Raw genomic sequence first — 24,546 nt, 5'->3', positions numbered from 1 at the left:
CCGTATTCACTAACGGCAAGGCAATTGAGCACCTAAAACTAAAAAGAAAATACTTCGAAAAGGATTCATGTATGAAGGCGTCAGTGGTAAACCGAATCCGGTTATCCGGTAAAATGGTGATGGCAACAAGTGGTTTGGCGTTATCCGGTTTTGCTTATTGTTCCACTCCAGAAACTATTGGAGACATTCAGTTCGTCGACCCAAACTTTTCTGATTGCTTTTCTGGCTACGAAGCGTCTCCACCAAATATTTTGACCGAACTCGACTGCTCCAACAATAACATTAGCTCTGTGGAAGAAATTAAATTTTTCCCTGCACTAGAAGACCTGATTCTCCTAAATAACAATATTAAAAGCGTCGATACTACACATAATCCAAAGCTCAAACGCCTGATCTTGGCGAACAACCAATTGACAGATATCGACCTCTCTCATAACCCAGAGCTTGAAACTCTGACTGTTTCAGAAAACAACCTGACACAGCTCAACATCAACAAGAACTCGAAGCTGAAAAGTCTCTACGCCTACAAAATGCCTATTGCAGAAATAGACGTTCGCCACCTATCACGGTTGCGTGACCTTGGATTCAGTGCCCATAAACTGACAGAACTTAACGTTAGCCAAAACTCCGAACTCAAGACGCTCTTTCTTGGAAGTGGCAGCCTAACTACGATCGACTTAAGCCATAACCCAAAGCTTTCACACGTATCTCTTCAATCAAACCAATTGCAAGAGATTGATTTGTCGAAAAACGCGAATCTTAAGCACCTTAACGTGCGCAATAATAAGCTCACCAGTTTGGACTTAAGCCAGCAGACACAGCTGCAAGAAGTTAAAGCAGACTATAACCAGTTAGCTGAATTCCAATTGGGTAAAAACCCAGACTTAACGTCACTAGAGCTAAACAATAATAAATTGACCAAACTGGACCTGACTCAACAACTGGCCTTGAAGAAGTTCACAGCATTCAACAACCCACTTTATGATATTACATTGCCTAAAGGTCATGAGTTTGATCTGTTTTCAGTCGAGGGTTCACCTTATGCCGCCGCTCTAACGACAACCTCTCAAGCAAGCGAAGAGAAAAACATCTCAAACCTACTATCTCCTCGTGTCAGCATCATTGAAGGTGGTGTAATAACGCAAGAGGGAAATGAGTACACCGTGACTCCAACACAAATGGTGATGCCAAAACTCGGCCAATACATTGGCTTTCGATACTCGGTTACGTTGCCCAAGAATGCACAGGGCGAAGTAGAGCCTAGCCTTGCAAAAACCAACAAATTCCCAATTACCGTCCGGATGACTCATCCAAAGATTGTCGATCCTAAAACGGGCAAAGGGTTCACCGAATCCACTTGGCCTGACACCATGTTTAAGCATGATCGTAACCTCGCGATGTGGTATTTCGGCGATAAAAGCGAGCTGGTGTCCGGCAGTTGGAAACTCGAGATACTTTACCGCGATAGCGTGGTAGCAAAAAAAGCCTTCCAGCTAGTCAATATGGATGATCCGAAAGAACTCACTTCAATCAAGGAAGCTCTGGTCATGCAAAACTTATTCAGCAAAGGTTCTAGTTATGTTTGTAAAGAAACCGCCTTTCAGCGCTGTTTTGGGTTCGATAGTACTAGTAAATGTGAACAAGCTCTTGAGCCTTATACCAAGAGCTGCCAGTCAGTAATGGCACGAGAAATCAAAAAACAAAAGGGCAAGTTTGACAGTAAAGACGCTCTGAAAAATGCTTTTCTCTTTTATACAGGGTGTTTAATGGGAACCTACGCAGAAGAAAATCATTTCGAGCGAACAGAAGTACTTCAATGTATGAAAAGTAAATAAGGTATTTTTGAATAGAGCCTCCCATCAAGTGAGGCTCTAGTACCGTTAAACCTCTACCCCTGCTTCATCTTCTTCTACGATATCCGTTTCTTGGCTCGCCTCTTCCAACCATTGCTTTAGAGATTCACTTGCTAGCACCTTATGTTGGTAAGCTTTGGCACCTTCCGATAACTCGATACCATAAGTTTGGAAACGCAATGCCACAGGTGCGTACATGGCATCGACGATTGACCATTCTCCAAATAGCCAACCATTCGGATGCAGCTTGGCTTGCTCTGCCCAAATGGCGTCAATGCGTGCAATATCTTTACGTGCACCATCCGTTAGATCGACTTTTCTGCGCGCGCGGATGTTCATTGGGAGTTCGTTTCTTAAGTCAAAGAAACCCGAATGCATCTCTGAGGCAATGGCGCGTGCATTAGCTCGTTCTACGGAGTTGCTTGGCCATGCTTTGCCTTGTAAGTATTGCTCGTTAACGTATTCCAAAATCGCTAATGAATCCCACACGGTTGCACCACCATCCACCAAGGTAGGTACTTTCGCCGTTGGCGTAATACCTTCCAAGGTCTTATAAAAATCTTCCGTGAATAATCTGAGCTTGGTGACTTCGACATCCAATTTGAATTGAGAAAAGATCAGCCATGCGCGCAGTGACCAGCTTGAGTAGTTTTGGTTAGCAATAAACAGTTTCATGACGCCTCCATGCGGTTCGTGTTTTGATTACCCAATCACAATATCTGATTGTATTTAAGGGGACTAACGGATAGTTTTGATGGAACACTTCAACAAAAACGATGGATGAGTTTTAGATATGGATATCGATGCGTTACGCAGCTTTCTGGCTTTTGTCGAAACGGGCAGTTTCACTCGTGCAGCCAAGCAGATCAATCGCACCCAATCAGCGTTCAGTGCACAAATGCGTAAGCTAGAAGACGAACTCAGCGTCAGCTTGTTTGAAAAAGAAGGTCGCAATCTTGTCTTAAGTGAAGCGGGATTGGCACTACGCTCTCATGCAGAGCAACTAGTCAGCTTACACAATCAAGCGCTGAAACAGGTGAAACGCTATGAAAATAAGCGTCCTCTTCGCTTAGGTTGTCCAGAAGATTACAACGACATTATCCTGCCTAAAGTCATTCGTGTATTACAACAATCTGAACCCACGTGTTCGATTCAAGTCTTCAGTGAGCCCAGCATCACCTTGAGAGAAAAGCTGGATGAAGGAAAGCTAGACGCCGCTATTGTGACTAGAGCACCGGACAGTGAAGAAGGTTACTGGCTAGCAAGCGACAAAGGTGTGTGGATTGCTCACCCTGACTTTGACATCGAGCACGCTCAACCTCTCCCTCTCGCCCTATTCCAAACCGACTGTAAATACCACGCAGCAGCGGTAGACGGATTAACCAAACGTGGTATTCCTTATCAATTACTGGCGTGTTGCAATACGGCCTCTGCACAACGAGCGATTGTACGTTCAGGCATGGCTATCGGTGCGATGGGCAGTATTAGCGTTAGCGAGGATCTTAAGATCTTAGACGATATGCCATCGCTGCCTTCAGTGGATATCGTTTTGGTCACAAGTGTCGAGCCTCATCCAATACTGGACAAAGAATGCTTAACGCAATTGGTTGAGTTAATGGCTTAAATGGATTCGCTAGCCAATCACAAAGTTAAATTCGCCCGTTAATCGCCCGTCGATTCGTATAGTTTCAAACTGTAGAGAATCACGGGCTTTGCCGCCCCACCATTCATCACCAGTATTGCCTTTTAAGTACAACTGAGTGGTCAGCAGCTCTTGGTTATCACGCCACAACTTGACGTGAATGTGCGGCGGACGAGAGGCATAAGGCACGGGATACAAAGTCTGGAATAAGTAGCGACCATCATCCGATTGAGTTTCTGCAGCGCCAAAGCCAGCAAAGTGAGCATCAAACTTATCGTTATTTGGCTGCTTAGGATGATCGTAAATCCCCTGCCCATCGCATTGCCAGATTTCTACTTTGATGCCTGAGAGAGGATTTCCCATTGTATCCACGACTTTGCCTTGCAACACGATAGGTTCACCGACCAAGCCTTCTGATTGCAGAATCAAGTTTTGACGAAGAGGAACATCTGCGACTGGATAAAATGGCCCTTCTGTTTGTTCTGGCGTTGGTTGCATTGGTGTTTTCGCTTTTAAAGAGGGTGCGAACAACAATGTCCACAGCGCTAAAAAGTGTCGTCGTTCCATAATGTCACCAATCGAAAAGTTTTGAGTTAAGTTTGGTGGAACTTGAGCGATTTGCCATGACGAATATAAAAAATGCTCCTGCTAGAGAGTCATTTGCAGAGGCACTGTGGAACTAAATGATGAGTGTTTGATTGAAGATTTATGCGGCTTCGAACGCCAATGCTTTCTTCTCTACCTGACGGAAAATGAGAGTCAGCACACCATTCACCGTTAGGTAGAACGCGCCAGCAATACCAAATACCGTCAACGTATCGTAAGTTTGCGCGTTAATGCGCTGCGCATAGCCCATCAGATCCATGATCGTAATAGTGCTTGCTAGGGACGTACCTTTGAAGACCAAAATCACTTCGTTCGAGTAAGCCGGAACAGCACGACGAATGGCGTATGGCAACAGCACTTTCAGCGTTGCCGTTTTGTTCATACCCAGAGCACGACACGCTTGCCATTGGCCAGAAGGAATCGCGTTAAACGCTCCTTTGAACAACTGAGTACTGTATGCCGCGGTATTCAGCGCTAGCGCTAACATCGCACAGAACCAAGGTTGGCTTAACCATGTCCAAAATACACTTTCTCTTACTGCATCAAACTGACCCGGACCGTAGTACACCAAGAAGATCTGCACCAACAAAGGTGTACCTGTGAACAAGGTGATGATGCCACGGCTTACCCAATGCAAACCCGGAGTACGTAGGATCAGAGTCAGCGTCATCATCAAAGCTAAGAGACACCCCACGACCAAAGAAGCGGCGGTCAATTGAAGGCTAGTGCCTAAGCCATCCAGCATTTGCCAAACGTGTTGTTCGTTCATGCGGTCGCCTCCTGTCCCATGCTCATGCCTTGAATTGAGAACTTCTTATCAATCACTTTCACTGCACGTTGCGTAACAAGCGTAATCACTAAGTAAATTGCAGCGGCCGTTGCATACCATGTAAAGGCTTCGTGCGTGGCGGCTGATGTTAACTGCGCTTGCTTCAACAAGTCCGTTACACCAATCAATGATACAAGTGCGGTATCTTTCAGCAGAACCAACCATTGGTTAGTTAAACCTGGCAGTGCATGCCTTACTGCTTGTGGCAAAACAATGCGAACAAAAGCGTGTGCTGGACTGATGCCGAGTGCACTTGCTGCCTCTCTTTGCCCTCTTCCAACCGCTTTCAATGCGCCACGTAGAGTTTGAGAAGCATAAGAAGCGAAGATCAATGACAACGCCACCACGCCAGACAAGAACGGGCTAACTTCAATAAAGTCGCCGGTGATTAAAAACAAAACCTGCGTCGAACCAAAATAGATAAATAACACGACAAGGATTTCTGGCAAGCCACGTACAATCGTCACAAACGCCGTCATTGGCCATTTAACGAAAACGCGGCGAGACATTTCACCACTGGCGAATACCACTGCCAGAATCAAACCGACTAAAAGGCTTGTGAAGGCCAGTTGGACAGTCATCCAACTAGCTTGAACAAGCGATAAAGAGTAACCCGTTAGTGCCATATTACTTACCGAAGTACTTGTTGTAGATTACGTCGTATTCGCCGTTCGCTTTCACTGTTTTCAGTGCCGTGTTCAGCTTGTTCACTAGCTCGTCGTTACCTTTGTTTACCGCGATACCGAAACCGTTACCGAAGTATTTAGGGTTAGTAACGTGCTCGCCCACGTACGCTAGGTTATCTTCTTTCTTGAACCATTCTGCTACGACTGCCGTGTCACCGAATACAGAATCAATACGGCCATTCTTCATATCGATGAATGCGTCTTGATAGCTTGAGTAAGGAACCGCTGTTACGCCTGGCATTTGTTCAATCAGGTAGCTTTGATGTGTTGAACCGTTTTGAACACCAACACGCTTACCTTCTAGTGCTTTTTGATCAGCCACTTTTTCTTTGATAGAAACAAACGCTGCTGAGTTGTCGTAGTAAGGGTCAGAAAAGTTCACTTGCTCCAAACGCGCATCCGTAATATCCATTGCAGAAATAGCCGCATCGTAACGCTTGAATTTTAATGCAGGGATCAGGCTGTCAAAAGATTGGTTGTGGAAGGTACATTTTGCTTCCATTTCTTTACATAGTGCGTTCGCCAGATCCACATCAAAACCTTGGATTTGGTTGTTTTCATCCATGTATTCGAACGGTGCGTAAGTTGCTTCCATCGCGAATTTGATCTCTTCTTGTGCTGCTGCGTTCGCTGAGACAAGACCGATTAGTGAAGCTAGTAGAATCTTTTTCATTGCAATACTCCGTGTGTACTTAGTGGGCTGACACTCGCAATGACAGCCGAGCTTATCTGTTAAATAGACTGAACTTTAAAAACGTAATTTAGTGATTTAGGTAATCGGCAAAATGAGTGGTTTGCGGATTAACAAATGCGTCGTGCGTGCCGTGTTCTACGATGTGTCCTTGTTCTAGGTATAGAACATGGCTAGCGATTTTCTTGGCGAAATCCACCTCGTGGGTCACAACTACTTGTGTAATTCCGGTTTCGCTTAAATCATTAATGATTTTGACCACTTGGTTCGTGATTTCAGGGTCAAGCGCCGCGGTAGGCTCATCAAAAAGCAAGACTTCTGGTTTCATCATCAGGGCTCGGGCAATCGCCACACGTTGTTGCTGACCGCCAGAAAGTTGCATCGGCCATGCATCCGCTTTGTCTGCCAAGTGCAGCGTTGCGAGAATTTGCATTGCCTGCGTCTTCGCTTCTTCTTTATCCATGCCAGAAACTTTTACCGGAGCCTCAATCAGGTTCTCCATCACTGTCATGTGTGGCCATAGGTTGTACTGTTGGAACACCATGCCCACTTTACGACGAAGCGCTAAACCTTGCTTCTCTTTGATTTCAGTTGAAAAGTCGAATGCGTCATCAGCGATGTTTAACTGGCCGTTATCCGCCCCTTCAAGAAGGTTAAGAACACGTAGTAGAGAGCTCTTCCCTGCACCACTTGGACCGAGTAACACCAACGTTTCACCGCTTTCACAATTAAAACTGACATCGTGTAGAACTTGGGTATCGCCGTAAGACTTATTGATACTTTTAACTTGAATACTCATGCTGCCATACTGCATTAATTGTCATCTGGGAGTTATACTAGCAAGAAAGAGATTTTATGCAATAAAAATGTATAAAAATTTAGATTGTTAATTTTTTGTATGAGAATAAACCACCAAAGCAGAGCATCTGACTAGTTAGATTTTAGATATGCACACACCGCAATTGTTATATCGATCAATTATTTCAACATTTATTGTGATTTACGTTGCATATGACTAGTTTATTCAACACGATGTACTAGACTCTGTTTTGTAAAATTCCTCTCGCGAGTATTAAGCATAAATTAAGGCAGGCAACACCTATGGATTACGACCTTGAGCATTTTTTTAATATGTCTATCGATTTGTGTTGCGTTGCCACTCTTGAGGGGCAATTTAAATATGTCAATGATGCCTTTGAAAAAACACTTGGTTGGTCAAAAGTTGAATTAGTAGACAGAGACTTCATGCAATTTGTTCATCCAGAAGATATACAAGCAACAATTCAAGAAGTATCAAAATTATCATTAGGTATACCTACAATTGCATTTCGCAATAGATACATTTGTTCATCGGGAGACTACAAAGATCTGCTATGGACTTCGAATCCAGAAAGAAAAACAGGGTTGTTATACGCGGTAGCCAAGGACATTACTTCTGAAAAAAACTCAAGCAGCTATTCTGACCTCAACAATAAGCAACTAGTTAGTATGAATAAGTCGTTGCAAGAAATGGCGTATAAAGATCCCCTGACAGGTTTATTTAATAGAAGAAAGTTTCTTGAGAGTATTTTTGAATTTATAATGCGAGGCGATCACACCTTCTCACTAGTACTTGTTGATATTGATAACTTTAAAACTTTTAACGACCTATACGGGCACTTAGCAGGAGATGAAATTCTCACCATAATTTCAAGCTTACTAAATAATACTAAGCGTATTGATGACATCATTGCTCGATATGGAGGAGAAGAATTCATTTTATTGTTACCACGAACCGATGAGTTATCCGCTCTGGGTTTGATACGCAGATTACAAAACGCTCTCTACAAACTAAAATCACCTTATAAAAAGGTTACTTGTAGTTTTGGAGCGACTACTTTTACAAAAAACTCCTCACATCTATCTTATGGGGTCGCAAATCACATTGTTAAAGATTTGATTCACCAAGCTGACTTAGCTCTATACCACTCCAAAAATACCGGCAGAGACAAAGCAACACACTTCAGGTTAATCCACGGCTCAACTGATTAGGTCTTCACTTTGAACCAACAATTGCTACTATCTAACTCTCTCATTTTGAGAAAAATCTCGCGTAGCAAATCCCCTATCCTTCAAGATTCAAAATTGAGAATGCCCATACTTACTTTAGAAGAAGCTGATTCACAAAGATTATTCGAACCATAAAGAATTTATAAAGCAGTTACATTCCGGCCATTTCTTGAATTGGTCATACCTATCGCTAATACTTTTCTCGTATTTTGACTCGCAATTTGAGTTATCGACGTTTTTGATAGGGACAAATCAATGATGAAGCCATATCGTCTTGCGCTCGGTTCTTTGAGCCTTCTTTCGCCTACTATTTTGGCCAGCACTGCGGTCATATTACCCGGACTACATGAGCAAGGTATCGATTTGCGAGATACTCCTGTTTCCGCTGCCGCGGCACTTGAATGGGAGTTGGATAATGCCGATGTTGTATTTGGTGCTTATCAAAACAAAAGTGATAACGAACGCGTCAACGCCATTGGTTACATGTACAACCAAAAACTAGAGCTCAATTCGAGTTGGCTGGAAAACACAATTCGTAATCAAGCAGACTTAAATGGCATCGATTACGAAGATTACTTTCTGCATTTTTCTGAAGACACCATCATTGCAGAAGTCGATAAAACCCATGGTGAAAACACATTGCTCAATCGAAAACCAATGATTGTCGGTTATACAGCAAGTGCCGACCATGCCGGTTTTTCGCTCTACCAGCAACCGCCTTGGGATGCAGATGTGTTTGAACAAACCAATAATGGTGGCGCATTGTATGTCTACCATTCCGAGCAGTTCGACCGCTTAGTATTTAAATTCTCTCAGTTTGCTCAAGGCGGCACTTTCAAGATTGAGTACCCTTCTGCCGCCAATGCATTTGGTCAAGTATCGCAATGGAAAAGCGTCAATATTAAGAAAGACAAAACCGAAAACATGACCAAAAACCAAACGGTAAACTGGTCTGTTCCTTCGGATTGGGTTCGCGCTACAACACACGATGGCAGCGGACAAACCTATGGTGGTGGTCAGTACTTTGGCTCCACCTTTATACGCGATGGCGGCCGTCTTTACGTTGCGAAAATTACCTGGCAGGACGAAAACATCGAGAATCGCCCTCGTCTAAAAGAAGTAAAGCTCAAAAACAGCTTCCAAACCGTTAAGTTGACCGATGCTCCAACGGCAACACCTGAAGGTCAAGCCATTCAACGCTGGCGCAAAATTCGTGGCTTCGACAAATCTGCGGATCTCAACCAAGACAATTATCTTTCTTGGAGTGAATACAAAAACCGTTCGAATAAGAATGCGACAGCACGATTTCGTTGGGAGTCACGTGTTATTCCATTTGGTCGTATGTGGAACCAAACCTCTTCTTGGGCATTAACCAATCTCGGCAACCCCGACTTTGCCAACGCTATGCACCACTATTACCAAGCTGAATGGGCGAAGCAAGGTTTAAACGGTGCGTACAACGACGATACGAATAAGTTACTCGGAGCAAATCAGTTCTACGTTTATTCCGGTGGTACAGTGGGTGAACTTGGTTTGGTGGCGGGTAGCCAAGTTGCTGACGATGCTTACAAAGCGCAATTCTCGGCGTTTTTAAACAAACTGGCGACGCTGGGTGCGGATGCGTTAATTGGCCTCAACATCGGCACGGCAAACTTATTCGGCCGTAATGGACAAAACCATTTGGTTGAAGCTGGCTCTTTGTACTTACGCGAGCACTACCTTTTCCCTTCTACTGGCTTTAGTGGCTATGCTGGTTTAGCTAAGTTTTGGGATAACTCTGCACTCGCCAAAGCGGGTCAGAAAGTGATTTATCAAGCGACCACGCGTTATGGTCGAGTTCAGTACTTTGGCAACACTGAAGATAACTGGAAGCAGGACCAATACTCTGCACTGGCGGCGTTTTACTTAAATCATCACCCTGATGGCAGTTACTTTAATCAGTGGAACAATGGTTACCTATATGGAAGTAATAACACTACAGGTGATAACTTCTGGAAGGCAGGCATACCAAAGAATATTGCCTATCAACCAAGTACCTTACTTGCTGTTGACTTGGGAGAGCCCGCCAATCAGCTACCTGAGGGCGCAGAGGCCATCCCACTGATGATGTCCACCAGCACGCCTACTCCTTCGGATTACACCGTCATTGGTGATTCAACTATGAATGAAGTCGTTCATGCCGATCTTCCTGATGGGTTAGCTTACGTATTGCCTACCTATACATACTTTGCTTATCAGTCAGAAACCAATGTAGTCCCTCAAGGCCCAACAGAAATGGTGTTAGCTCGTGAGTTCAGCAAAGGCCGTGTGTTATATCGCACTGACTTTTTCGGTAAAAGTGCAGACTATTTCTCAGCGCCGAAAATCACCATCCATTTAGATAAGCCAATGAGACCAGTAGATAGAAACGGCGACATTGGTGAGTATGTATCGCAAATCGAAATCGGTGGTTACGAAGGTCTGTTTTTGCTGTATTGATAATAGTTTTTTAATCCTTCTTCCTGCCCTACCAACAGTCATTATCAAATCATTTTTGACAGTGACTCAAAGACAGCGCTGTTTATCCTTCTTCACCGCAAGCCTACTATTTCCGTCACAAAGCAGTGCATGACTCTCCTTCGCACTGCTCTATAGTAAGGATTTCAATATGACTGGTACTCACGCGTCAAAAACGATAAAACTTGGTGTCACTAACCTTTCTTTTCACCGCGTTACCGCTTCTCTTGTTAGTCACGTGCTCAATGATATGGGCTTTGAGGTTGAGCGCGTTTACTCTCCGCATGAAGAGAACTTTTCAAAACTCAAAACCGGTGAAATCGATATGCTTTCTTCGGCTTGGTTACCATCAAGTCACGGCATTTACAAAGCATCGGTAGAAGAAGTACAACCCTTGCTAGAGTTGGGCTTACACTACGAGCCTTACGCGCTTTGGTGTGTGCCTGATTACGTGCCGGAAGAACTGGTATCAGAAGTAAGCGACCTGACAAAACCAGAAGTCGTAGCGAAGATGAATTCGGATATTCAAGGCATTAACACTGGCGCAGGCATTACGCGCTTTTCGATTAAGATGATGGACGAATACGCTCTGACCGAAGCAGGTTACCGTTTCCATACGGGGACGGAAGAAGATTGCTTTACTGCATTTGAGAAGGCGGTAGAGAACAAACAGTGGGTTGTCGTGCCACTTTGGAAGCCTCAATTTCTTCACTATAAGTACGCAATTCGAGAAATCGCAGAACCAAAAGGTTTGCTGGGTATTGTCGATAAAGCCGTTTTGCTATTGCGCCAAGACAAATCAGATAAATTTACTCAAGATGAGTTGAATAGACTGGACGCGTTACGTTTCTCAAACGACATCATTGCGGAATTGGATTACAAAATTAGTCGTGAAGGACGAGAGTTAGACGCGGTGACACGTGAGTGGTTAGACAACCAACGCTAACAAGCTTTACGCGATTTATAGTGCTTTGCCTTGCTTACATTGTTACGTTACTCCATTGCTAAATTGCATGGCAAAGCATGTTAGGTTAGTACATGGTGTTCCCGTTTGCCGACTCTTTCGGGATTTCTTGCAAGGCATCCCAATGCTCGACAATCTTGCCGTTTAAATCAAAGCGGAAGAAATCCATCGTTACGTATTCCACGTCATCAGGCCAAGTTTGGTGCGTATGCAGCGCCACTAAATTGCCCTCTGCGACTGCGCGAACAAACGTAATGTCTTTCTCTGGGTATTCTTCCTGCATTCTCTCGAAGTAAGCGATAAAAGGATCAGGGCCATTACCCACTAATGGGTTGTGCTGAATATACTCGTCCCCTACGTAAAGCTCGACCGCTTTTCTTGGGTTTCCTCGATATGCCATTTCATAGAAAGCAATGGCATTGCGTTTGTTCTCTTCAATATCGATTTGCAAGGTGCTCATGGTTTTCTCCTATTCAACTCGCGATCGTCTACAAAGCGTAGTTGAGAATTAAAGCGCGGAGCATCTCCCTCGTAACGAATTCGCAAAAACGCCGCACTGTGTCATGCGGCATTCTAGAGTTTGATGAGAAGTGCTCCTTACGATCAGTTGGTCGTTTTTTCAAACCTTGCAACAAGACTGGTTTGGTCGAAATTGCGATAACCTCGCACCATAATGCTGAACGTCCCTGCGGGTTTATTTAGAACACATTGTTCATTGCTCCCATTTTGGAATGGACGACAATCAAAGTTACTGACTGACACTTGATCGTTGTATTTCACAAAAAGATCCGCATCGCCACTTCTTGGCCCAGACAAGGAAATGGTCACCTTACCCTCCTCTTGAGTTTCAAAACTAAAGAACTGCTCCTCTCCATAGCCTGCTCGTAAATTTTCAACGGGCTCACCATCTTGTAAGGGGGTCACGCCAGTCGTGCTATCCATGCTTGATTCAATCAAATAGGCGATAGCAAGCTTTGCAAAGTTACTGGCATGCGAGGCGGTCGGGTCTGAATTTTCCAACGTATCAAATTGGGTATGAATATTCGGGTTGTAGTCTTCAAACAAACTTTCGAATGGCATGGCCGCCGGATAACCAGCATTGTGCCAGGAGGCATGGTCAGAACATGCATAGCCACAGCGATCAAACTGGTAGGTGATTTCAGGCGTGTACACGTCAATCAACTCAGACAGAAATGCCGTCAAGTTACTATCGGTGTAATCGGTGATGAATGTAATATCATGCGCAGAACCGCTGTAGTTGGTCATGTCTAATTGCAACACGGATAGCACGTTGGCTTTTTTGTCTTTCAGCATTTCAACGATGTCTTGCGAGCCTCTCAGCCCTACTTCTTCCGCGGCATAGCCATAGAATTTGATGGTTCTGTCTGGCTGGATACCGCTGGCAATCATTAAGCGAAGTGACTCAGTCACCGTTGCAATACCAGAAGCATCGTCATCAGCACCCGGAGATATGGTTCCCTCTTCTGTCCATGCGCCAGCTGTAGAGTCGAGATGCCCACCCACGACAACAATTTCTTCGGGATATTTCGCTCCCAGCAACGTCACTTCGACAGATTTTTGTGGGTAGCCGCGATGGGAAATTTGCTCCGCAGAAGCATAAGAGACACCTTCAATTTCTTGGCTCCAACGCGCCAGCAACCAATCAGAGGCTTCAACACCCGTAGCGGTGGTATAAAAACGATTGGTAAATGACGTCATGCCTTCTATGGTCTTCACCAAGTTCGTCGGCTCTACTTGATTGATGAGAGCGTCAACCGTGTCATGATGGCTGATCATCGGTTTGTTAAACGCCTTCAATGTGGTTGGCATGGTTGCAGCTTTCAATGCACTGGCTTTGTCTGGGTGCACCATATAACCACCACAGCGATGTTTTTCATGGTGCATGTGACTGGATAGCGTCGCTAATTGATCTGGCGATATTTTTGCGACCACGGCGGGACGAGCACCAAAGAAGTCAGAATAAACTGTCGCTCCGTGTTTGGTAATAAGGTGCACCGCATCCGCATCGGTGGTGATCCAAATTTGGCCTTGATCGGTCAATTCGTTTGCGACGACGCTACTGTTCAACGTACAGCTCAACAATGCCAATGCTAAAAGACTCTTTTTCATGTTGGTATTTTCCTTTACTAACCTTACTGACGAAAAAAGGGCTCCGTCTGGAGCCCTTTGCTATTGCGTTGTTATTTGTTTGGTTTGATGAATCGGTAACGCTTGGTTTCAGAACATACGTTGCCCGAAGTACACACTTGGTATTCCACGTCGATAGTGCCGTTATGCTCAAACTGGTCGACGTAAGACTTAAAGTCTGTTGCACCTACGTTCTTGCCATTACGTTTAACAATGAAGTAATCGTTAGTGTCATACTTCCAAGACAGCTTCACACGAGCCTTACCATTCGGGAACTTGTTACCGAAGTTGAGTTTCAGCGGGAACGCATCTGTTTGACCTTCTTCAATCGTCACCGTTTGTGTGGTTGATGTGGCACTGCCTGCATCGTCCGTTACGGTTAACGTCACCGCATAATCACCTGCTGCCGCATAAGTGTGCGTCACCACTTCGCCGGTTTGAGCGCTACCGTCACCTAGGCTCCATTGGTAAGAAACGATGCTGCCGTCGCTATCGCTACTGGTGCTATGAAGTGTCACCGTTTTGCCAGAGACAGACTGATCAAACGAGGCTACTGGAGGAAGGTTTGCACTGCTATCGTCGTACGTTGCCGTTAGCTCTGCACCGTCATACCCAGCGTAACCAAATACGTTCACGGTATAGCGACCTTGCTCTGGGTTCTCAATCACACAAACTTCATCACTAACAGACAAGCTAGAACAAATGTTTTCATTCGAGCTTGGTGCGTAATCTAAACCAACGTAAATGTCTGGGTCACCGTTTGGCACCGTTAGATTGATCGTAAGTTGAGGTTTGCCTTCCGGCACTTCGATATCAAAATAGGTTTTCGACCCAGTTGCGCCATCTACGGTCACTGATTGACCGTTTTCAAGACGCTGATATTCTGGCTCTGGCGGCAGTGGCGGCTCAGCACATGGCTCAACACCGACAATGCCGAATGCCTCCATAACCGCAGAGGCGTCATACCCTAAGTCGTTTGCTGCGTTCTTGACGCCACATGCGCCTTGCCAAAAGTCACTATCTTGTGACCAGTAGATTTGGTTCGCGAGCACAAACAATTCAAACGCCTTTTTGGTATCCCAACCCGATGTCGTTGCTAAGTGGTAGAAGGCTTTGTTGAAAACACCCGAGCTGTAATGCACATTCAAACCATCATAGTAGTCTTGTGCATGGTTGATGGAAGAGCCATCTCGTGAAGGATCATCCATGTAACGCAATGCCCCATCCTCTTTAAAGATGTCTTTGCCGACCATCCAGTCATTCTCGCCCTTCATGTAAAACTCGGCAGCTTCGCCAGCCATATCTGAAAAGGCTTCATTCATACCGCCAGATTGATTGGCATAAACCAGCCCCGAGTTTTGCTCGGTAAAGCCGTGGCTCACTTCATGAGCTGAGACATCAAGGCTGACCAATGGGTAGAAATAACTCTCACCGTCACCAAACGTCATTGCTTGGCCATCCCAGAACGCGTTTTCGTAACCCGTTCCATAATGAACACGCATCATCAGTTTAAAAGTAAGTGGCGCAGTATCGAACCAGTTTTTGTACATGTCGAATACGATATTGCCAAAGTACTGAGCATCGTTCAGTGGAGAGTAAGCACCGTTTATTTCTTGGAATTCATTGCGCGGACACTCATAACTGTATGGTGTAGAACCTTCAGTTGCACCATTTAAGTTAACCGTGACAACGTTCTCCGATTCCATTACACAGTTGGTGCCATCTTCTTGTACGTCGAGGTAATGATAGTCGGTGCCATACTCATACATGCCTGTTTTTTCGTTACCACCAGGGCCTGTACCGATTTGCGCATGAGCAATCCCTTCCCAACGATCAATAACTTCGCCGCTGTGCGCATCTAACATGGTAAATGGGCGAGAAGGTTGAAGGCTGTTTGCGAGCAGGTAGGAAACTACGTAAACCAATCGCGTTTGTTTGCCATCTTGATAAATGAATAACTCATCTTCGACATTTCTTAGAAACTTGCCTGCGATACCTTTATTCTCAAGGTTCTTTGACGCAACTTTTAACGCTTCTGCTCGGTTCAATTTAGGCTTTACAAAGCTTCGGTCTAAATCGTTTACACGTAAATAATTGCCTTGCACGGCCTTTAAAGCGCCGCCTTTAAAGCTTTGGGTTGCGTTCAGTGAATGTCCCCAGACAGGAATACCCCAGACATTTTGCTGAATCTTTACCTTATAAACACCGCGTTTTTTTAGGTGAATGCTCTTAACCTGTTTAAAGCTCGATGCATTATTAACACCCAATTGTGAATTAAGCCCAGAGAAGTTGGTAAAGTTCACTGGCTTATTTAGTGTGACTGATTCACCTGCATGTACTGACATCGTCATTACACCTGCAACAGCGATAGCTATCAGACGTTTCTTGATTTTCATTTATCTATCTCCTTGATGTATTCGAGTCGAATCTATCAGAAAAAAACACACCGAAGTCGATAATTAAAATCAATAAAATAGTTGTGATACATCAATTAAATAAATTCATGCAACTGGTAAAAATAAAAATTACAAATTTATGACAAGGTCTTTTTTTAGGAAAGAAGATCTCATTTATAAAATGAAGAAATATTATTTTTATCACTAGATATTTTTATTTAAAAATATTGTTTGTTTTATCCAGTTATGAATAAGGCATACTACTAACACTAAATGATTAGAAATACATAAGGAGGGGCAATACTGAACCAAGCGGTTAAGTTAGCATAATTGACTTTATAATTTCAAATACAAAAACCAATAATCAAATATCACTCTTAAATTCAGAATGAATGCCATCCCAATTAAAAACCACCACTGAGATTATGATTATAATCGCACTAAAGACTGTTTAATTTAAATGACTAAGTAATACTAAAGTAGATACCAACCACTATAATCCACATTAAAATAAAGGTCATTAGTCGAAAGTAGTCAACATAGAGAATATAAAAACAATAACTCTGAATAGATAAATTACAAATAAGATAATAACAAACAGGTTTTAAACAAGAGGTAAAAGGATAGATTTATTAAAACCATTAAAAACAAAGACTATGTTTATTGATAGGACAGAATCAAACAAAGTGGATAATAAATATAACCACCCAAGTCCGTTATATTTAATAATATTAACAACGGTGGAGTTACCTAAGGAAGAGAGCAACGTTAAGAAAATAAAAAAGGCTACCCTTGGGTAACCTCACACTTTTATTCGTTAATGCATCAATATCAAACTAATTCGCCTGCACCTTGAATAGAACGTTCACTGTTCTCGACAAGGAAAACCGTAGCAGTTTGCTTTAACGTCTCCCACTCGGCATCTTCGACAGCAATACCCTCGTCCCAAGATTGCTTTTGTGCACGGCTCAGTTCTTCCCCTTCTATGTGGATGGAGTACCCTTGTGAGCTTGCTTCGATATCAAAATCATTGACGGAGAGCTCAATTGTCATGCTGTGGTAATCCGTACTGTGATCTTCCACTTGGTCAGAGAAAAAAACCTCTGGTGCAATATGCCCTCGGTTAAGTACATACAAGGTGCGTTTTGGGCTAGTCCCGTTTACCCATTGAGCACGACAGGCAATCCCCTTTGCTGAAAGCCTTGCGAGCTCACTGTATGCTAACCATCGATTGTGACATTGTTTGAGTGTAATGGTGACCGATTTCGTGTTAATCATTTTCTCAAGTGCAAAGTCCAACACTGCAGGCAGATGACATGCGACGCTACCATTATGCAATTCGATTTCGATGCTTGAATCCGTATTTCCTGTAATAGTCACTGCACAATCGGAGTCCAAATTAAGGAATAAACTCGCGTTGTTAAAGTGACGAACACCATTCAAACCAACCATCTGTAAATCGGCAACCATATTGGCAATCACATCGGCTTCACCACAATGGCGACGCATACCAAGAAAGGCTTTGTTTACTGCTGCTACCAGCTCGTTATGCGAGACGATCATAATGCAAAACCTCCACTGATTTGTTGATTGTCACTTTGCGCGATTTCTTCACGCTCGGGCATGATGGGAAAGATCCATGTATCGTTATAAGCTGGGTCACGAACCTCATCCAAGAGCGGCGCGCCTTGGAAGAAGGTTACGCGCACCCATCGGTCTGAACGCGGGTCAAACTTGGTCGCGCCAAACACAGCTAGCTTGCAGCGTAGCAAATGCATTGGCAGCGCATCTTCTCGCAGCACATTCATTTGAATGTCGCCCATTTCACGGTTACCAAGGGTCCATACTCGTCGTGTAATCGCTCGGTATTGCGGATTTTGCAATAAGAATTCCGCAAGTGATGTTTCAGGCAGACATTTCAACAATGCATGGTAGTAGCGATTAACTTGTCGACCTATATCCAGTGGCAGCTCTCGCTCTTCACCAATCTCCTCACCTCGAACTCCCATTCGCGGCTCTTCTTTATCTTGTGAACGATACCAAAACCAATAGTTATTTTCTGACAGTGTGTAATCGGCATCAATAGACCAACGATATTTGCTTTCTAGCACCTGAAGAACATCTTGAACACACTTCCCACCCGGAATCGACAAAGATTCATCGGTATTCATTTGGTTCTCAAATTCGTCCACCAAAGACGGGTACAGCTCGATCAAACATGATGTTAGGATTTCTTGGGCTTCCAAACTCATTGTTGTCGTTTGTTCGATCAAGCCTCCCCAATTGATGTGATTCGAAATCAAAGCATTTAGATTAATTTGTAACGCTTTAATGTCTTCTATCGCTTTATAATTCAATTGGTCTTGATGTTGATTGATGGTAATCACTTGCTCTAAGTGGCGCTGCGCTTTTGCCAATAACGCGTTTAGTGGCGATTCTTGCTGAGTCTCGCAAGGCATCGCACACACTTGAGCAATAGCACGTTCACGCGACGTCATCCATTGGTCAACGATACAAGGATGGTTAATAAGGTATGGTGCCATGCCCAGTCCTGTTGCGTTCCCCACACCAAGATAGCGCTGTAACCCACGATGTAGTGCGATGGCATTATCGCCACCCTGTTGTTGCGCTAAGTAATGAACCCAATCTAGGCTGAACTCACGCAATAGATACACGGCACACATTTGCGCACTGAACGACTGATTGAAATCGGGATTGTTCTCAAGCAACTTGAAATCTGCAATACCAAACTTACCATTTCCATACACCGCGGTCGTACGTAGGATGTAGCCTACTTCCGCCAGTTCTTTCGGCTCGGGTTGTTGACCTTTAGATAACGCCGCAACAATATGTTCAAACACGCGCACGCTCTTATTCGCTCGCGCTAAAACTAATACATTATTTGGGTTTCGTCCGGCTTCCTGCAAAGGAACATTAGCTCTTAACTGCTCTAAAAGTTCGACATTTACGTCGCCTTTCACTAACGCGAATGTCACGTCCCATTTCTCTGCAATGACTCGGTCATTACGCTCTTCATCGGCAATTTCATCGCAGAAGACAACCAAATGATAAACGTATTCTGGCGTCGCCAGTTTGTAGATCACATGACCAAACCCTCTAGGGCAAAGTTGCCATTCATGCTTGTTGACTTGCCACTCTTGGCTCGCCATTTTACGAATCAGGCTTCGTACAAAGCTAATTCGATTTTGGTGCATAGCCCCTAGCCTTTCTGGCGCCATGACAATAGCAGCGTCGCGTAGTGTTGTTTCAGTGTAAGTAGAACGATGTGCATCCATTTTGCTCACCACCTATTTTTTATTGTAAGAATATAGACTTATGCGGATGCAGGAGGAACCACCCGCACAAGCTCCACGTTATTGTTTATCAGTTATGGGTTATCGCTTTTTAGCGACTTATAACCCTTGTTCTTTTGCCATTTTGATAGCAATTTGTGGCGCGTTCCAAAGTGATGGCAGCAAAATAAGCGACACAGGAACTGCCGTAATGACAATGAAAGATTGCAAGGCAGAGATACCGCCAGACCCCAGCGAAATCAAAATCAATGCGGTCACACCCATCGCGACACCCCAGAAAGTACGAATGATGGCATTCGGTTCCGTTTCCCCACTGATGACGACGCTGATGGTATATGTCATCGAGTCACCCGTCGTTACGATAAAGATGGTGGTAAGAATCAAGAACAAGATAGAAATCAGCATCGGCATTGGCAGTTGTTGTGTTACCGCAAGCAATGCCCCAGGTAAGTTAAAGCCTTCAAACGCGGCACTGACACTGCCAGGGTTTGCGATCTCAAACGCTAGGCCAGAGCCACCGACAATGGTGAACCAGAAACACGTCGTAAGCGGCGCGATGATACTGATGGTCGTAATCAATTGACGAATACTTCGACCGCGGGAAATGCGTGCGATAAAGATCGCCATCATTGGCCCATAGCCTAAGAACCATCCCCAGAAGAACACTGTCCACCAGCTCAACCAACCTTCATCACCACGGTAGGTCGCCATTGGGATAAAGTTGTCCAACATACTACCTACACCTTGAATATAAGCATTAAAGATGAAATCTGTCGGACCGAATATCAGGATGTAAACCATCAACGCCATTGCCAATATTACGTTGTATCGGCTAAGCATTTGCATACCACGATTCAGACCACTTAATGCTGAAACGGTGTAAAGTACGATGGCAAACAAAATGATGATCAATTGCGTGGTAAAGCCATCTGGGATATCAAATAGCACATTTAACGCGTAGCTAACCTGCAAACCTAAGAAGCCGATTGGACCAATCGTCCCTGCCGCTACAGCAATGATGCAGCACGCATCAATCAAAGCACCTGTTTGGCCTTTCAGTGCGCGTTCACCCAATATTGGGTAAAGTAAGATACGAGGTTTAAGCGGCAAGCCTTTATCGTAGTGAAGGTGCATCACCACGATAGACGTCAAGCTGCCAACAATTGCCCACGCTAAGAATCCCCAGTGCATGAAAGACTGTGATAAGGCATTCACCGCACCTTGCTGTGGATTTTCTTGTGGGCCATACAATGGCGGCGGACTCACGTAATGCGCAATTGGCTCTGCAGCTGCCCAAAAGACACCACCACCCGCTAGTAAGGTACAAAAGATGATTGCCATCCAGCGGAAGCCGTCCATTTCAGGCTTGGTCGTTCCACCTAACATCACCTTGCCTGTTCGCCCTGCTGCCAAACCAAGACCAATAAGAAAAGTGAGAAGAAGCAGTAATTGCCAATATGGACCGAAGACTTTTACCGACCACGCGAATCCAGTATTAACCAGTGTTGAAAGGAGTTCTCCATCATACAGTGCGATGGCAACGAACAGGGCAATAAAGCCGCCGCTATACCAAAGTGCGGGATTACTAAGCCCCAACTTATCAGGTGAGTTTTCTTTTGCTGTTGTGTCGTTGTGATTTGCTTGTGACTTCTTTGATGGCACGCTCATCGTTGAAGCTTTCACGCTATTGGTTAAATCAGACATACTCTGACTCCAGAGGTTCATTGCAGCTGCCATTGAACGGCTACAAACAGTGACTTTAACACCCGCCTATTATTGTTTTTTAACGGGCTATTCCTTGTTTAGTTGGGTTAGCTCTCTCTTGCCTCCAGACCTTCTGTGAGGAAGTTGAACCAGTTTTCACCCAGAATTTTTCCTGCCTCGGATTCAGTAAATCCGTGGCGCATTAAGCCGTTGTAAATGTTTTCCATGCCTTTGCTGCCGCTGAACCATGGCAACGCATCTGGCCAACCAGAGTTGTTTGCTGAGCCTTCGCCATAATCCATAGCTTTCGACCAACGACCGTTGCGCATCCACTCAAGCACTTGCTGTGGTTGGTTTAAACAAAGATCACTGCCGATACCTAAATGATCCACACCGAACAGGTCAGCAGTTTTCGCGACCATTTGGCAGAAATCTTCAAGTGTGCACTGGCTACCATTTGGTAAGTGGAATGGGTACAAACTAAAGCCAATCAAACCACCTCGTTCGGTGAGTGCTTTGATGACGGTATTCGATTTGTTGCGCAGCGCATCGTGAGCAAAGGTTGGATTCGCGTGGCTGATACAAATTGGGCGAGAAGAAAGGTCTATCGCTTCCAACGTTGAGCGCTCTGCACTGTGGGACATGTCGATGATCATACCGACACGATTCATCTCTTCGATGGCTTGTTTACCGAAACGTGTGACACCCGAGTCATTCTGCTCATAGCACCCCGTCGCCAATAAGCTTTGGTTGTTGTACGTCAGCTGCATAATCAGCAAACCTTGGCGACGCATGACTTCTATTAAGCCGATTTCATCGTCAATTGGGGAGCAGTTCTGCGCACCGAAAAAGACACCAACCTTACCCTCGACCTTTGCTTTCTCGACGTCAGCCATCGAGTAAATAGGCATAATCAGGTCTGCATTTTGTTCGAATCTCAGGTTCCATTCGGCAAAGCGAGTTAAGGTTTCTCGTGCATTTTCGTGATAAACGATCGTTGCATGTACAGCCGTAATACCGCTCGCCTTCAGCGTTTGGAAGTATTCTCGATCCCAATTGCAGTACTGCAACCCGTCAATCACAATCCGTTGTTGGTACATAACCACTCCTTAAACGTTAATGAGCCTTTAAGGTTGGGCAGCGGAATCCTCGGCTGCCCTATTTCACTTAGTAAGGACGTTGATAAGCGGTTTTCACCACGGTGTAGAACTCTTTCGCGTACTGACCTTGCTCGCGTGGACCAAAGCTCGACTCTTTACGACCACCAAACGGCACGTGGTAATCCGTACCCGCGGTTGGTAGGTTGACCATCACACAACCAGTTTGTACCTGCTGTTTGAAGATGGCGCTGTTACGAAGGCTTTGTGTGATGATGCCGCCCGTCAAACCAAAGCGAGTATCGTTCGCTACAGCAATGGCTTCATCCAAATCAGAGACTCGAATCACACTCGCCATCGGTGCGAACACTTCTTCTTGGTTCACTTCCCAACTGTTTTGCGTATTGAGGAAAAGGGTTGGTGACATGTAGAAACCGTCATGCTCCAAGTTCAAACGCTCGCCACCGAATGCTAACTCTGCGCCACTTTGGCGTGCTTTCTCAATCCATTCGAAGTTCGCATTCAATTGGTTTCCATCCACAACGGGTCCCATGAACACACCGTCTTCTAAAGCGTGACCGACTTTAAGCTCACTCATTCGTTTGATCAGTGCTTCAACGTAAGCATCGTGAATACCATCCATGACGACGAGACGAGATGACGCGGTACACTTCTGACCTGCACCAGAAAAAGAACCTGCAATGGTTGCTTCAACTGCAATTTGAATGTCTGCATCGTCGGCAACCACAAGTGCGTTCTTGCTGCCCATTTCTAACTGACAGCGGACAAAATTCGGTGCCGTTGCTGCCGCTACTTTACGTCCGGTATCAACAGAGCCAGTAAAGCTCACACCATTTACGTCTTTCGAGTTGATAAGCGTGTTACCTACTTGCGAGCCACTGCCCAACACAAGGTTGAATGTGCCTGCAGGTAAGCCTTGACGATGGATAATCTCAGTCAGTGCAACCGCACTTGCTGGCGTTAAGTTCGCAGGCTTCCAAATGACGCTGTTGCCGAAAGCAAGCGCTGGCGCGATTTTCCATGCAGCCGTAGCGGTTGGGAAATTCCAAGGAGAGATAATGGCGATAACGCCAACGGCTTCGCGAGTTACCTCAACGGAAACGCCTGGACGGACGGAAGCCGCGTTATCGCCAATTTGACGCAGCACTTCAGCCGCAAAATATTGGAAGAATTGACCAGCACGGTAGATCTCACCGCGACCTTCTGCAAAAGGCTTACCTTCTTCACGAGAAAGCAACGTACCAAGTTCATCACAACGGGCAATCAACTCATCACCGATTGCTTGCAATACCGCTTGTTTACGCTCAATTGGCGTTTTTTCCCATTCGGGCTGTGCAACTTTAGCAGCTTGAATCGCTTGCTCTACTTGCGCTCCACTCGCCTGTGCAAAGTGACCTAAATTTTCACTGATGTCTGAAGGGTTAATGTTGGCAACCGTATCAACGCCCGATTGCCATTCGCCTGCAATATAGAGGGATTTTTCTGCTTGAACATTATTGATAAAAGTCATTGTTCTGTCCTTGTTCTTCCTGACGTCCAGTGGTCTTCCACCAGTTCATTAATCTGACTTACAAAACCAACTAAGTATTGGCTCTGTGCTTTTATAATTTACTCGGGCTGGCTCGCCGATGCGTACACCACAAATTCCACCAGCATTTCTTCGCGAGCTAATCCTGCTACCACCATCGCGGCACGGTTTGGATAAGGCGCCTCAAAATACTCCGCGTACACTTGGTTAACCGTTTTGAGATATTCACGATCAGTCACGTAAATCAGTACTTGTAAAACGGAGTCTAACGATTCACCCGCGCACTCTAAAGTATGGACGAGGTTATTGAAGGTTTGGCGTGTTTGCGCTTCGATACCACCCTCTACAACAGCACCTGTATCATCAATCGGAATTTGTGCCGTGTATAAAGTGCCATTGTTAACGATGGCCCACTCGAGTGGTGCTTTAGAAGCAAACAATGCGGTTTTGACTGGGTATTTTTTCGTAGAAGTATTCACGTGCCTTTCAACCTTTGTAACAACCTTGTTTCAAGATAGTTAA

Annotated in this window: 20 protein-coding genes; 5 read left to right on the top strand and 15 right to left on the bottom strand. The window is 44.8% G+C overall.

Going from position 1 to position 24,546, the window contains the following annotated elements; genetic code table 11:
- Window positions 1-71: 71 nt before the first annotated feature.
- Window positions 72-1,835, top strand: a complete 1,764-nt coding sequence (locus ATB76_RS03090) for a DUF3859 domain-containing protein (protein WP_061034592.1) — start codon at window positions 72-74, stop codon at window positions 1,833-1,835.
- 45 nt (window positions 1,836-1,880) lie between these two features.
- Here ATB76_RS03090 and ATB76_RS03085 read toward each other — a convergent pair whose 3' ends face one another.
- Entirely contained in the window at window positions 1,881-2,528 is a 648-nt protein-coding gene (locus tag ATB76_RS03085; RefSeq protein WP_061034591.1) for a glutathione S-transferase family protein, read from the bottom strand.
- Window positions 2,529-2,646: 118 nt separating this feature from the next.
- On the opposite strand from ATB76_RS03085, the gene ATB76_RS03080 reads away from it, so the two are divergent.
- Entirely contained in the window at window positions 2,647-3,477 is an 831-nt protein-coding gene (locus ATB76_RS03080; RefSeq protein WP_061034590.1) for a LysR family transcriptional regulator, read from the top strand.
- Between the two features lie 9 nt (window positions 3,478-3,486).
- Here the strand turns inward: ATB76_RS03080 and ATB76_RS03075 are convergent, their stop codons facing one another.
- The 5 genes from ATB76_RS03075 to artP all read right to left on the bottom strand — a co-directional run bounded on the left by ATB76_RS03075 (window position 3,487) and on the right by artP (window position 7,106).
- Window positions 3,487-4,062 (bottom strand): protocatechuate 3,4-dioxygenase, encoded by a 576-nt coding sequence (locus tag ATB76_RS03075; RefSeq protein WP_061034589.1) that lies wholly within the window; start codon window positions 4,060-4,062, stop codon window positions 3,487-3,489.
- Between the two features lie 139 nt (window positions 4,063-4,201).
- Window positions 4,202-4,870 carry an arginine ABC transporter permease ArtM gene (gene artM / locus ATB76_RS03070; protein ID WP_005388569.1) on the bottom strand — a complete coding sequence of 223 codons (669 nt, stop codon included), beginning with the start codon at window positions 4,868-4,870 and terminating at the stop codon, window positions 4,202-4,204.
- On the bottom strand, window positions 4,867-5,556 hold the full coding sequence (artQ, locus tag ATB76_RS03065) for an arginine ABC transporter permease ArtQ (RefSeq protein WP_061034588.1): 690 nt from the start codon (window positions 5,554-5,556) through the stop codon (window positions 4,867-4,869). Before artQ ends, artM begins: the two co-directional genes overlap by 4 nt.
- Window position 5,557: 1 nt before the next feature.
- A complete protein-coding gene (locus ATB76_RS03060) occupies window positions 5,558-6,289 on the bottom strand; it encodes an arginine ABC transporter substrate-binding protein (protein WP_005443853.1) in 732 nt (243 codons plus the stop codon).
- 88 nt (window positions 6,290-6,377) lie between these two features.
- Complete coding sequence (gene artP / locus ATB76_RS03055) at window positions 6,378-7,106, bottom strand: arginine ABC transporter ATP-binding protein ArtP (RefSeq protein WP_104029939.1); 729 nt, start codon at window positions 7,104-7,106, stop codon at window positions 6,378-6,380.
- A 302-nt stretch (window positions 7,107-7,408) separates the two neighbouring features.
- On the opposite strand from artP, the gene ATB76_RS03050 reads away from it, so the two are divergent.
- The 3 genes from ATB76_RS03050 to ATB76_RS03040 all read left to right on the top strand — a co-directional run bounded on the left by ATB76_RS03050 (window position 7,409) and on the right by ATB76_RS03040 (window position 11,798).
- Window positions 7,409-8,338 carry a sensor domain-containing diguanylate cyclase gene (locus ATB76_RS03050; RefSeq protein ID WP_061034586.1) on the top strand — a complete coding sequence of 310 codons (930 nt, stop codon included), beginning with the start codon at window positions 7,409-7,411 and terminating at the stop codon, window positions 8,336-8,338.
- Window positions 8,339-8,614: 276 nt separating this feature from the next.
- Complete coding sequence (locus tag ATB76_RS03045; protein ID WP_061034757.1) at window positions 8,615-10,834, top strand: hypothetical protein; 2,220 nt, start codon at window positions 8,615-8,617, stop codon at window positions 10,832-10,834.
- A gap of 169 nt (window positions 10,835-11,003) precedes the next feature.
- The gene (locus tag ATB76_RS03040) at window positions 11,004-11,798 is read left to right on the top strand and encodes a glycine betaine ABC transporter substrate-binding protein (RefSeq protein WP_061034585.1); all 795 of its coding nucleotides are present in this window, start codon (window positions 11,004-11,006) and stop codon (window positions 11,796-11,798) included.
- A gap of 85 nt (window positions 11,799-11,883) precedes the next feature.
- On the opposite strand, the gene ATB76_RS03035 is transcribed toward ATB76_RS03040, so the two are convergent.
- From ATB76_RS03035 to ATB76_RS02995, 9 genes are all read right to left on the bottom strand, one after another.
- On the bottom strand, window positions 11,884-12,276 hold the full coding sequence (locus tag ATB76_RS03035; protein WP_005443841.1) for a nuclear transport factor 2 family protein: 393 nt from the start codon (window positions 12,274-12,276) through the stop codon (window positions 11,884-11,886).
- Between the two features lie 143 nt (window positions 12,277-12,419).
- Window positions 12,420-13,946, bottom strand: a complete 1,527-nt coding sequence (locus ATB76_RS03030) for a M28 family metallopeptidase (RefSeq protein WP_061034584.1) — start codon at window positions 13,944-13,946, stop codon at window positions 12,420-12,422.
- 71 nt (window positions 13,947-14,017) lie between these two features.
- Window positions 14,018-16,360, bottom strand: a complete 2,343-nt coding sequence (locus ATB76_RS03025; protein WP_061034583.1) for a M4 family metallopeptidase — start codon at window positions 16,358-16,360, stop codon at window positions 14,018-14,020.
- An 831-nt stretch (window positions 16,361-17,191) separates the two neighbouring features.
- Window positions 17,192-17,923, bottom strand: a complete 732-nt coding sequence (locus tag ATB76_RS03020; RefSeq protein WP_038866531.1) for a DUF3726 domain-containing protein — start codon at window positions 17,921-17,923, stop codon at window positions 17,192-17,194.
- Window positions 17,920-19,656 (bottom strand): hypothetical protein, encoded by a 1,737-nt coding sequence (locus tag ATB76_RS03015; protein ID WP_061034582.1) that lies wholly within the window; start codon window positions 19,654-19,656, stop codon window positions 17,920-17,922. The genes ATB76_RS03020 and ATB76_RS03015 overlap by 4 nt, the downstream gene beginning before the upstream one ends.
- 117 nt (window positions 19,657-19,773) lie before the next feature.
- The gene (locus ATB76_RS03010) at window positions 19,774-21,378 is read right to left on the bottom strand and encodes a BCCT family transporter (protein ID WP_038866535.1); all 1,605 of its coding nucleotides are present in this window, start codon (window positions 21,376-21,378) and stop codon (window positions 19,774-19,776) included.
- 107 nt (window positions 21,379-21,485) lie between these two features.
- Window positions 21,486-22,478: a membrane dipeptidase gene (locus ATB76_RS03005; protein ID WP_045405162.1), complete on the bottom strand. Its 993-nt coding sequence runs from the start codon at window positions 22,476-22,478 to the stop codon at window positions 21,486-21,488.
- A 67-nt stretch (window positions 22,479-22,545) separates the two neighbouring features.
- Complete coding sequence (locus ATB76_RS03000) at window positions 22,546-24,006, bottom strand: aldehyde dehydrogenase family protein (RefSeq protein WP_061034581.1); 1,461 nt, start codon at window positions 24,004-24,006, stop codon at window positions 22,546-22,548.
- A gap of 98 nt (window positions 24,007-24,104) precedes the next feature.
- Window positions 24,105-24,503 (bottom strand): RidA family protein, encoded by a 399-nt coding sequence (locus ATB76_RS02995; RefSeq protein ID WP_009704646.1) that lies wholly within the window; start codon window positions 24,501-24,503, stop codon window positions 24,105-24,107.
- Window positions 24,504-24,546 lie beyond the last annotated feature (43 nt).

This window comes from Vibrio sp. MOR3 (assembly GCF_001557775.1).
Classification (GTDB): Bacteria; Pseudomonadota; Gammaproteobacteria; order Enterobacterales; family Vibrionaceae; genus Vibrio; species Vibrio jasicida.
The sequence above is the reverse complement of the archived record's forward strand: the minus strand, read 5'-3'. Positions and strand labels throughout refer to the sequence as shown.

Bases quoted from the DNA above. Each gene is read 5' to 3' on its own strand.
- ATB76_RS03090 (WP_061034592.1), top strand. From the start codon at position 72: ATGAAGGCGTCAGTGGTAAACCGAATCCGGTTATCCGGTAAAATGGTG.
- ATB76_RS03005 (WP_045405162.1), bottom strand. From the start codon at position 22,478: ATGTACCAACAACGGATTGTGATTGACGGGTTGCAGTACTGCAATTGG.
- artM (WP_005388569.1), bottom strand. From the start codon at position 4,870: ATGAACGAACAACACGTTTGGCAAATGCTGGATGGCTTAGGCACTAGC.
- ATB76_RS03015 (WP_061034582.1), bottom strand. From the start codon at position 19,656: ATGGATGCACATCGTTCTACTTACACTGAAACAACACTACGCGACGCT.
- artP (WP_104029939.1), bottom strand. From the start codon at position 7,106: ATGAGTATTCAAGTTAAAAGTATCAATAAGTCTTACGGCGATACCCAA.
- ATB76_RS03060 (WP_005443853.1), bottom strand. From the start codon at position 6,289: ATGAAAAAGATTCTACTAGCTTCACTAATCGGTCTTGTCTCAGCGAAC.
- ATB76_RS03080 (WP_061034590.1), top strand. From the start codon at position 2,647: ATGGATATCGATGCGTTACGCAGCTTTCTGGCTTTTGTCGAAACGGGC.
- ATB76_RS03040 (WP_061034585.1), top strand. From the start codon at position 11,004: ATGACTGGTACTCACGCGTCAAAAACGATAAAACTTGGTGTCACTAAC.
- ATB76_RS03045 (WP_061034757.1), top strand. From the start codon at position 8,615: ATGAAGCCATATCGTCTTGCGCTCGGTTCTTTGAGCCTTCTTTCGCCT.
- ATB76_RS03050 (WP_061034586.1), top strand. From the start codon at position 7,409: ATGGATTACGACCTTGAGCATTTTTTTAATATGTCTATCGATTTGTGT.
- artQ (WP_061034588.1), bottom strand. From the start codon at position 5,556: ATGGCACTAACGGGTTACTCTTTATCGCTTGTTCAAGCTAGTTGGATG.
- ATB76_RS03000 (WP_061034581.1), bottom strand. From the start codon at position 24,006: ATGACTTTTATCAATAATGTTCAAGCAGAAAAATCCCTCTATATTGCA.
- ATB76_RS03020 (WP_038866531.1), bottom strand. From the start codon at position 17,923: ATGATCGTCTCGCATAACGAGCTGGTAGCAGCAGTAAACAAAGCCTTT.
- ATB76_RS03025 (WP_061034583.1), bottom strand. From the start codon at position 16,360: ATGAAAATCAAGAAACGTCTGATAGCTATCGCTGTTGCAGGTGTAATG.
- ATB76_RS03035 (WP_005443841.1), bottom strand. From the start codon at position 12,276: ATGAGCACCTTGCAAATCGATATTGAAGAGAACAAACGCAATGCCATT.
- ATB76_RS03030 (WP_061034584.1), bottom strand. From the start codon at position 13,946: ATGAAAAAGAGTCTTTTAGCATTGGCATTGTTGAGCTGTACGTTGAAC.
- ATB76_RS03085 (WP_061034591.1), bottom strand. From the start codon at position 2,528: ATGAAACTGTTTATTGCTAACCAAAACTACTCAAGCTGGTCACTGCGC.
- ATB76_RS03075 (WP_061034589.1), bottom strand. From the start codon at position 4,062: ATGGAACGACGACACTTTTTAGCGCTGTGGACATTGTTGTTCGCACCC.
- ATB76_RS03010 (WP_038866535.1), bottom strand. From the start codon at position 21,378: ATGTCTGATTTAACCAATAGCGTGAAAGCTTCAACGATGAGCGTGCCA.